This is a genomic window from Streptomyces sp. SID5785 (genome assembly GCF_009870065.1).
Taxonomy (GTDB): domain Bacteria; phylum Actinomycetota; class Actinomycetes; order Streptomycetales; family Streptomycetaceae; genus Streptomyces.
The window spans coordinates 1-9,900 of the sequence record NZ_WWIA01001127.1; the positions used below are offsets into that span (position 1 = coordinate 1).

Annotated in this window: 6 protein-coding genes; 4 read left to right on the plus strand and 2 right to left on the minus strand. The window is 71.9% G+C overall.

Annotation, left to right across the window (positions count from 1 at the left end; translation table 11 throughout):
* The 4 genes from GTW43_RS36370 to obgE all read left to right on the plus strand — a co-directional run.
* On the plus strand, nt 1-3,091 hold a 3,091-nt coding region (locus GTW43_RS36370), incomplete at its 5' end, for an Rne/Rng family ribonuclease (protein WP_161306243.1).
* 283 nt (nt 3,092-3,374) lie between these two features.
* Complete coding sequence (gene rplU, locus GTW43_RS36375) at nt 3,375-3,695, plus strand: 50S ribosomal protein L21 (RefSeq protein ID WP_055566950.1); 321 nt, start codon at nt 3,375-3,377, stop codon at nt 3,693-3,695.
* A gap of 14 nt (nt 3,696-3,709) precedes the next feature.
* Nucleotides 3,710-3,964: a 50S ribosomal protein L27 gene (gene rpmA / locus GTW43_RS36380; protein ID WP_161306244.1), complete on the plus strand. Its 255-nt coding sequence runs from the start codon at nt 3,710-3,712 to the stop codon at nt 3,962-3,964.
* A gap of 123 nt (nt 3,965-4,087) precedes the next feature.
* A complete protein-coding gene (obgE, locus tag GTW43_RS36385) occupies nt 4,088-5,536 on the plus strand; it encodes a GTPase ObgE (protein ID WP_161306245.1) in 1,449 nt (482 codons plus the stop codon).
* Between the two features lie 110 nt (nt 5,537-5,646).
* Here obgE and GTW43_RS36390 read toward each other — a convergent pair whose 3' ends face one another.
* Nucleotides 5,647-9,261, minus strand: coding sequence for a bifunctional glycosyltransferase family 2 protein/CDP-glycerol:glycerophosphate glycerophosphotransferase (locus GTW43_RS36390; RefSeq protein WP_161306246.1), 3,615 nt, complete (start codon nt 9,259-9,261; stop codon nt 5,647-5,649).
* Between the two features lie 23 nt (nt 9,262-9,284).
* A partial coding sequence (locus tag GTW43_RS36395; protein ID WP_202502384.1) for a CDP-glycerol glycerophosphotransferase family protein occupies nt 9,285-9,900 on the minus strand: 616 nt, incomplete at its 5' end.

Here is a 9,900-nt window from a genome sequence, read left to right on the forward strand (position 1 = left end):
TCCCGCGGCCGAGGAGCCCGCCGAGGACACCGGTCCGCGCCGCGGCCGCCGCCGCGCCACCCGCAAGGCCGCCGGCGGTTTGGCCGAGCCGCGCACCACCCAGCAGGACCGCAAGCAGGGCGACGGAGAGGGCCGCCCGAAGCGGCCGTCGGTCGCCGTGTTCCAGGCGCCGGTCTTCACCGAGCCGATGTTCCAGACGCCCGAGCGCGCCGCTGCGGCCGCCGCCGCCGAGGCCGCCGAGCCGCAGGCCGTCGAGCAGCCCGAGCCCGCGCAGCCCGCGGCGGTCGAGGAGGAGCAGACGCCGCGCCGTCGCCGTCGTCGCCGCGCCGCCGCCGAGCAGGCCGCCGCCGAGCAGCCGCAGCAGCCGGCCGCCGAGCCCGCGCCCGCCGCCGAGGCCCCCGCCGACGAGGCCGAGGAGCAGGACGAGCAGTCCGCCGAGCACGACGAGCACGACGACCACGACGAGCGGCCCACCCGTCGTCGCCGTCGCGGTGGCCGTCGCCGCCGCCGTGGCGAGTCCGCCGAGTCCGAGTCCGACACCGATGCCTCGGCCGAGGACGACGGCGAGGACGAGGACGGCGAGCAGGACACGGACGCCGAGGACGCAGAGGGCGAGGAGCGCGCCGAGGAGCACACCGACTCCGGTGCCTCCGGCTCCAGCAGCAGCCGCCGTCGCCGGCGCCGCCGCCGTCGCGCCGGGGACGGGGCCGCCGAGTCCGAGTCCGGGCACGACGACCCCGAGCGCACCGTCGTCAAGGTCCGCGAGCCCCGCAAGAAGGACGACAAGCCCGTCTCCGTCGACGAGGTGCAGTCCATCAAGGGCTCGACCCGCCTGGAGGCCAAGAAGCAGCGCCGCCGCGAGGGTCGCGAGCAGGGCCGCCGCCGCGTCCCGATCATCACCGAGGCCGAGTTCCTCGCCCGCCGCGAGGCCGTCGAGCGCGTGATGGTCGTCCGGCAGAACGGCGAGCGCACCCAGATCGGTGTGCTCGAGGACGACATCCTCGTCGAGCACTACGTCAACAAGGAGCAGTCGACCTCGTACGTCGGCAACGTCTACCTGGGCAAGGTCCAGAACGTGCTGCCGTCGATGGAGGCCGCCTTCATCGACATCGGCAAGGGCCGCAACGCGGTCCTGTACGCCGGTGAGGTCAACTTCGAGGCGCTCGGCATGGCCAACGGGCCGCGCCGTATCGAGACCGCTCTCAAGTCCGGCCAGTCCGTCCTGGTCCAGGTCACCAAGGACCCGATCGGCCACAAGGGCGCCCGCCTGACCAGCCAGGTCTCGCTGCCCGGCCGCTACCTGGTCTACGTGCCCGAGGGCTCGATGACCGGCATCAGCCGCAAGCTGCCCGACACCGAGCGCGCGCGTCTGAAGACCATCCTCAAGAAGGTCGTCCCCGAGGACGCCGGTGTCATCGTGCGCACCGCCGCCGAGGGCGCGAGCGAGGACGAGCTGCGCCGCGACGTCGAGCGTCTGCAGGCCCAGTGGGAGGACATCCGGAAGAAGTCCAAGCAGATCTCGACCTCGTCGCCGAGCCTGCTGTACGGCGAGCCGGACATGACCGTCCGTGTCGTGCGCGACATCTTCAACGAGGACTTCTCCAAGGTCATCGTCAGCGGTGACGAGGCCTGGAAGACCATCCACGGCTACGTCGACCACGTGGCGCCCGACCTCGCCGACCGGCTGTCGAAGTGGACCTCCGAGGTCGACGTCTTCGCGACGTACCGGATCGACGAGCAGCTCGCCAAGGCGCTCGACCGCAAGGTGTGGCTGCCCTCGGGCGGCTCCCTCGTGATCGACAAGACCGAGGCCATGATCGTGGTCGACGTCAACACCGGTAAGTTCACCGGCCAGGGCGGCAACCTCGAAGAGACCGTGACCAGGAACAACCTGGAGGCGGCCGAGGAGATCGTGCGCCAGCTGCGGCTGCGCGACCTCGGCGGCATCGTGGTCATCGACTTCATCGACATGGTCCTGGAGTCCAACCGCGACCTCGTCCTGCGGCGCCTGCTCGAATGCCTGGGCCGGGACCGTACGAAGCACCAGGTCGCCGAGGTCACCTCGCTGGGCCTGGTCCAGATGACCCGCAAGCGCGTCGGCCAGGGCCTCCTGGAGTCCTTCTCCGAGACCTGTGTGCACTGCAACGGGCGCGGCGTGATCGTGCACATGGAGCAGCCCGCCTCCTCCGGCGGCGGCGGCAAGCGCAAGAAGCGCGGCCGCGGTGGCAACGGCGACCAGGGCCACGACCACCACGAGCACCACGAGCACGAGGCCGTCGAGACGGCGTCGGAGCCCGCCGAGACGCCGGCCGAGGTCGCCGCCGAGGCCGCCGCGCCGGTCGCGCTGCCCGAGCCCGACTTCACGCCCGACGAGGAGCTGTACTCCAGCCCCGCCGAGGCGGAGGCCGCCGCGGGCCGTGGGCGTTCGCGCCGCCGGGCCACGCGCCGTGCGTCGGCCCCGGCCGGTGCGCCCAAGGCCGAGGCCGCTCCCGCGAAGGAGCAGCCGAAGGCGTCCTCCGACGAGGCCGCCCCGGCGCCCGAGCCGGAGCCGGTCGTCGAGCAGCCCGTAGCCGCGGAGCCCGAGCAGCAGGAGGCGGCGCCCGCGCCGCGTGCCCGCCGCCGTGCCACGCGCAAGGCCAGCGCCCCGGCCGGTGCGCCGAAGGCGTCCTCCGAGGAGGCCGCCGCGGTGACGGTCGCGGAGCCGGTCAAGGAGCCGGTCAAGGAGTCGGTGCAGGCCGAGGCCGTGACGTCGGAGCCCGCCGCCGAGCCGTCCGAGGCCGCAGCCCCGGCGCGTCCGCGTCGCCGGGCCGTCCGCAAGGCCACCGCGCCCACCGCGTCCGAGGAGGCGGCCGTCACGGTCGTTCCCGCGGCCGCGGAGGAGCCGGCCGAGCAGGCCGAGGCGCCCGCCAAGAAGACGGTCCGCAAGACGGCCAAGAAGGCGACGGCGAAGAAGGCCGCGACGAAGAAGACCGCGGCCAAGAAGACGGCCGCGAAGAAGACGACGGCGAAGAAGGCCGCCGCCACGAAGAAGACCGCGGCCAAGAAGACGGCCGCGAAGAAGACGGCTGCGGCTGTCGCCGACGAGTCCTGAGGCTCGGCCCGGTCAGGGCGCCCCGCACGGCTCCGGCTGTGCGGGGCGCCCTGCTTTCCGGGACACGGTTCCGGGACACGGCCCGGGACACCCGCGGGGTGCGCGGTCCTTGCCGGGGCCGGTTTGACCCGGTAGTGGGGCGACCCGTAATCTTGACCGTCGGCGTGTCCATCGGGCCCGCCCACTCCCGTAAACCTTTTTCCTCCGGGTTCCCCGAATCCGGAGAGGCCGCCTCGTGCGGCTGGACTGCGGGGGTTCCGTTCCGAGCGAGAGAGAGATCCGCGTGTACGCCATCGTGCGCAGCGGTGGTCGCCAGCACAAGGTTGCTGTCGACGACATCGTTGAGGTTGACAAGATTTCCACTGCCAAGGTTGGCGACACCGTAGAGCTCTCTACGCTGCTCGTTGTCGACGGCGACGCTGTGACCAGCGACCCGTGGGTGCTGGCCGGCATCAAGGTGCAGGCCGAGGTCGTGGACCACCACAAGGGTGCCAAGATCGACATCCTTCGATACAAGAACAAGACCGGCTACCGCCGTCGTCAGGGTCACCGTCAGCAGTACACGGCGATCAAGATCACCGGCATCCCCACGGCTGCGAAGTAAGGGACTGAGACAAGATGGCACACAAGAAGGGCGCATCGTCCACTCGGAACGGGCGCGACTCCAATGCTCAGCGGCTCGGTGTGAAGCGCTTCGGCGGTCAGACCGTCAACGCCGGTGAGATCCTGGTCCGCCAGCGTGGCACGCACTTCCACCCGGGCAACGGCGTCGGCCGTGGCAAGGACGACACGCTGTTCGCGCTCGACGCCGGTGCGGTGGAGTTCGGTACCCACCGCGGCCGCAAGGTCGTGAACATCGTCCCGGTCGCCTGATTCGCCTGACGGCGCATCGACCCGGATTTTCGCGAGGCGGACCTCACTTCCCCACGGGGAAGCGGGTCCGCCTTTCGCGTGTTGAAGTAGAGACATTCCGTTCGTAACTGGAGGCACTGAACCATGACCACCTTCGTGGACCGCGTCGAGCTGCATGTCGCCGCGGGTAGCGGAGGCCACGGCTGTGCCTCCGTACACCGGGAGAAGTTCAAGCCGCTCGGCGGCCCGGACGGCGGCAACGGCGGCCGTGGCGGCGACGTGATCCTGGTCGTCGACCAGGACGTCACGACGCTCCTCGACTACCACCACTCCCCGCACCGCAAGGCGACCAACGGCGCGCCGGGCGCGGGCGACAACCGCTCCGGCAAGGACGGTCAGGACCTCGTCCTGCCCGTGCCCGACGGCACCGTCGTCCTCGACAAGCACGGGACCGTGCTCGCGGACCTCGTCGGCCAGGGCACCACCTACGTCGCCGCCCAGGGCGGCCGCGGCGGCCTGGGCAACGCGGCGCTGGCCTCGGCCCGCCGCAAGGCCCCCGGCTTCGCGCTGCTCGGCGTCCCCGGCGACCTCCACGACATCGTCCTGGAGCTCAAGACCGTCGCCGACGTCGCGCTCGTCGGCTACCCGTCGGCCGGCAAGTCCTCGCTGATCTCCGTGCTGTCGGCCGCGAAGCCGAAGATCGCCGACTACCCGTTCACGACGCTCGTCCCGAACCTGGGCGTCGTCACGGCCGGCTCCACCGTCTACACCGTCGCCGACGTGCCGGGTCTGATCCCGGGCGCCAGCCAGGGCAAGGGCCTCGGCCTGGAGTTCCTGCGCCACGTCGAGCGGTGCAGCGTCCTCGTGCACGTCCTGGACACCGCGACCCTGGAGTCCGACCGGGACCCGGTCTCCGACCTCGACGTCATCGAGGCGGAGCTCAAGGAGTACGGCGCGGGCCTGGAGAACCGGCCGCGGATCGTCGTCCTCAACAAGATCGACGTGCCCGACGGCCAGGACCTCGCCGAGATGGTCCGCCCGGACCTGGAGGAGCGCGGCTACCGCGTCTTCGAGGTGTCCGCGGTCGCCCACAAGGGCCTCAAGGAGCTGTCCTTCGCGCTGGCCGAGCTGGTGGGCGCGCACCGCGCCGCGCAGCCCAAGGAGGAGTCGACGCGGATCGTCATCCGGCCGAAGGCCGTGGACGACGCGGGCTTCACCGTCACCCGCGAGGAGGACGGCGGCGAGCTGGTGTTCCGTGTGCGCGGCGAGAAGCCGGAGCGCTGGGTCCGCCAGACCGACTTCAACAACGACGAGGCCGTCGGCTACCTCGCCGACCGGCTCAACCGGCTCGGCGTCGAGGACGAGCTCCTGAAGGCCGGTGCCCGGGGCGGCGACGGCGTCGCCATCGGCCCCGAGGAGAACGCGGTCGTCTTCGACTGGGAGCCGTCCATGACGGCCGGCGCCGAGATGCTCGGCCGCCGCGGCGAGGACCACCGCTTCGAGGCCCCGCGCCCGGCCGCGCAGCGCCGCCGCGACAAGCAGGCGGAGCGGGACGAGGCCGAGCAGGAGTACGAGGGCTTCGACCCCTTCTAGTTCCGGTCCGGCCGTCCACGCGCAGGACGCGTCACGCGCAGGAAAGGGGGCGGGCCCGGAGGATCTCTCCTCCGGGCCCGCCCCCTTTCCGTGTGCACTCCCGCGGCGGCTCAGACCTCGCGGGCCTGCTCCAGCATCCGGTCGGCGACGCGCCGCGCCGCCTGCCCGTCGTCCAGACCGCAGAACAGGTCGTGGAACCGGTCGAACCGCTCCTGGTACGCCTCCGACACCGTGTCGATGTCCCGCACCGCGGAGATCAGCTCCTGCGACGTGCGGATCAGCGGGCCCGGCGCGTCCTCCTCGAAGTCGAAGTAGAAGCCGCGCAGCGTGTCCCGGTAGTGCTCCAGGTCGTAGGTGAAGAACAGCATCGGCCGCTTGAGGTGCGCGTAGTCGAACATCACGGAGGAGTAGTCCGTGATCATGACGTCCGCGGCCAGGTAGAGATCGGCGATGTCCGGGTACTCCGAGACGTCGAAGACGAACCCGTCGCCCGCGCCCGGCACCTGGTCCACCACGTTCGAGTGGCGCCGGATCAGCAGGACGTGGTCCTCGCCGAGCCGCCGCTTCGCGTCCTCGACGTCGATCCGCAGCGAGAACTTGAACTGGCCGCGCCGGTGCGCCAGATCGTCGCGCCAGGTCGGGGCGTACAGCACCACCTTCTTGCCGGCCGGGATCCCGAGCCGCTTCCTGACCTCGGCCGCGCGCTCCTCCCGGTCGGGGGCGTACAGGTAGTCGTTGCGCGGGTAGCCGGTCTCCAGGATCTCGCCGTCGTAGCCCATGGCCCGCTCCAGGATCGGCGTGCTGAAGCGGTTGGAGGAGACGAGCAGGCTCCAGTTGCGCGACTCCTGGCGCAGCCGGTCGTGGTACTCCGGGTCGAACTTCGGGGCCTCGATGTCCAGGCCGATCTTCTTCAGCATCGTGCCGTGCCAGGTCTGCAGGACGACCTGGCCGGGGCGGCGCTCCATCCAGTGCGGCAGGTGGGCGTTGGTGACGATGTACCGGCAGCGGGCCAGCGCCTCGTACCACTCGGTGCCCCAGAACCGGACCTTCTGCGCGGTCGGCGGCAGGTCGACCTGCCCGTCGCGCACCAGCCACAGGTGCTCGACGTCGGCGCCCCGGCGCAGCAGCTCCTCGTGGAGGGCGCGCGGGCTGTCCGAGTACTGCTTGCCGTTGTAGCTGATGTAGAGCACGGCGTCGCGCAGCGGCAGGCTGCGGCCCGCCTCGTAGACGTCCTTGCGCAGCCGCTCCTGGCGGTACGGTCCGCGCTCCTCGACCGTCAGGTCGGACGGGCAGTCCAGCTGCGGGAAGTCGTGCCAGCGCGCCTCGAAGTGGTACTCGCGGCCCCCGGCCGTCCCGGACACGGGGAAGCCGGGCACGGCCAGGCGGTCGATGGTGAACGGGACGTCCACGGCGGCGCCGTCGCGCCCGCCGTCCGGGCACCGCAGGAAGAAGTTCCAGCGGCCGCTCTTGAGCGGCAGCGCGTCGTCCGGGCCCGACATCGCGGCCGGGGTGAACTCCGCGCTGAACGTGCCGTCGGGGAACGCGGTGAGCGGCACGGTCTTCTCGTCGAACCGGTCGCGCGCCTTGACCAGCAGGGTGGCGCCGTCCAGCCCGGCCGGGGTCGAGCCCTGCAGCAGATAGCGGCCGTCGGCCCAGCGGACGTCGGTGAGCCGCGCCTGCAGCGGCCGGCCGGAGAACTTGAGGTAGCCGTTCGCCCCGGCGAGCAGCGCGAGTTCGTTGCGCGGGGCCCGCTCGCCGAGCGAGGCGGGCAGCCGGACCTGGAGGTCCTCGACGCCGTCCCGGATCACCGTCGAGAAGCGCCGGACGGCCCCGGCCGGGGCGGTGAACTCCAGCTCCGTGCTCCAGTTGCGCCGCGAGCCCTGCACCGTGTCGGCGCCGCGCGAGGTGTCCTCCTTGTCGACGTCGTCCTGGTGCTCGGGCAGCAGCGCGACGTCCTTCAGCGGCACGGACACCCGGAACGGCGTGCGGCCGTCCTCGGTGGGCGAGAGGTCCAGGGCGTACCGGTGCTGCTCGCCGCTCTTGCGGTTGAGGACGGTCAGCGCGCCCTGTTCGCCGGACGCCAGCGGCACCCGTATCTCGCCGGTGATCTCCACCCGGTCGCCGTCCGCGGTGAAACCGGTGACCAGCGCCCCGACCTTCTCGATGCGCAGGTGCAGGGCGCCCTTGACGACGGACGGCACCAGCCGGAACTCGCTGTCGAGCCACTGGTAGGGCGGGTGGTTGGCCCGGGTCGGGCCCTTGGCCTGGACGGCCCGCTTGCGCATCAGGCCGCCCGACGTGATGCCGACGCCGACCCGCCAGGTGCCCTCCTGCCAGCCGCCGCGGCCGCGCAGCCGGTTCAGGTCCAGGTCGACCTCCCAGCCGGCCCAGTCGTACGAGTACTGCTTCTGCCGGGACTGCGCCGTCGCCTCGGGCCGGTACGTGTTGTGCAGCGGGGTCACGATCGTGCGGCGGCTGCCCTGCTTGCGCAGCACCAGGACCTTCAGGGCGCTGCGCCGGGTGGGCTGCTCGATCCGGCTGATCCAGGCGTGTCCCTCCAGGTGCAGCTTGCCGTTGCTGAAGGAGATGTCCTGGAGCGGGGCGTGCGAGTTCAGCTCGGGGTCGATGCGCAGGGCGCTCTTGGGCAGCGCGGGCGCGAGCGACTGGAGTGCGGGGAAGTCCGCGTACTTGCGCAGGAGGCCGCCCTTGATCTGCAGGCCCTCGCCGCGCCGTTCCGAGCGGATCTGGTCCAGGAGCTCGGTCAGGGCGTGCTTGCGGACGAGGAGCCATTTCACGCGCGCCGACGCGGACAGTTCGGTGACGACGGCGGGGTCGACCTGGTCCAGGTAGCCGTTGACGACGCGCAGGAACTCGGTGTGGAACGCGCTGTCGGCGTCGGCCAGCACGTTCATGAAGATGCGCAGGTCGCCGCTGAGCACCGTGCGGTCGTAGGCGTTCTTCAGCTCGGCGGCCCGCGGGTCCGGGTGCGCGCCGAAGAACCGGCTGACCGACTCGACGGCGGCGGTCCGGTCGCGGACCGCCTTCGGCTCGGTGCGCCGCTGCGTGATGGACGGCGCGGCCTCGCCCTCACGCAGCCGCCAGTAGTAGGTCGGCTCGCTGATGACGTCGATGGCCTCGGCGAGGAACTGCGCGGGGATGATCACCGGCACGTCCTCGTAGAGCACGCCCTCGGGGAAGGTGAGCTCGTGCGCGCGCCAGAAGCTGAGCCGGAACACCTTGTTGCACGCGATGCGGTCGCCCAGCAGCCGCCGGTCGCGGGTGACGTGGGTGCGCTGCACCGCGCCGCCGGCCAGGATCCGGTGCATCGGCGACTGCCACACCTTGGTGCTGTTGATGTGCTGCACGTTGCCGGTCACGAAGTCCGAGCCGCTCGCGTCCAGACTCGCCACCATCAGCCGGTACGCGTCCGGCGGCACCATGTCGTCGCTGTCCACGAACGCGACGAACTCGGCGTCCTCGGACAGGTGCGCCAGGCCGGTGTTACGGGCCGCGCCGAGCCCCGCGTTCTCCTTCCTGACCAGGACGAAGCGCGGGTCGCGGGCCGCGTAGGCGGCCGCGATGTCGGCGGAGCCGTCCGGGGAGCCGTCGTCGACCATGACGACCTCGATGTCCTCGAGCGTCTGTGCCGCGAGGGAGTCCAGGCACGCGGGCAGGTACTGCTCCACGTTGTAGATCGGCACGACGATGCTGAGTCGAGGGGCCACGGGAACATCTTCCTTTCGTTCGGTCAGGCCTGCTCGACGAGGGCGGCCACGTCGGAGGGGGAGGGCACGCGCGGGCGCTCGTCCAGCGGGACGACGGGCAGCAGCCCGCGCTCGCCCAGGAACACCCGGCGGACGACGCGCTCGGCGGCCCGGCCGTCGTCGAACTCGCAGAACCGGCGCCGGAACGCGGTCCGCAGCGCCGTCGTGGCGGCGTTGTCCCAGCCCTCCGTGCGCAGCAGCCGCACCAGCTCGTCCTCGGTGCGGGCGACCGCGCCCGGCGGCTCGGCCGGCAGGTCGAAGTAGGTGCCGCGCACCGCGGAGTAGACGTCCCAGTCGTCGGCGAGGATCACGAGGGGCCGGTCCAGGACCGCGTAGTCGAACATCGCCGACGAGTAGTCCGTGATCAGCGCGTCCGCGGCGAGGTACAGCTCCTCGACCCGCGGGTGCCCGGAGACGTCGAGGACCCGGCCGCCGGCCCGCAGCTCCTCGAGCTGCGCGGACGGGCTGTAGAAGTAGTGGCCGCGGACCAGGAGCGTGACGTCGGGGCCGAGCTCCTCGGCGACGCGCGCGAGGTCGAGCCGGGGCAGGAACTCGCCCTGGTACTCGCGGTGCGTCGGCATGTACAGGAAGACCCGGGCA

Excerpts from the sequence above, each read along its gene's own strand:
- rpmA (WP_161306244.1), top strand. The coding sequence starts at position 3,710 with ATGGCACACAAGAAGGGCGCATCGTCCACTCGGAACGGGCGCGACTCC.
- obgE (WP_161306245.1), top strand. The coding sequence starts at position 4,088 with ATGACCACCTTCGTGGACCGCGTCGAGCTGCATGTCGCCGCGGGTAGC.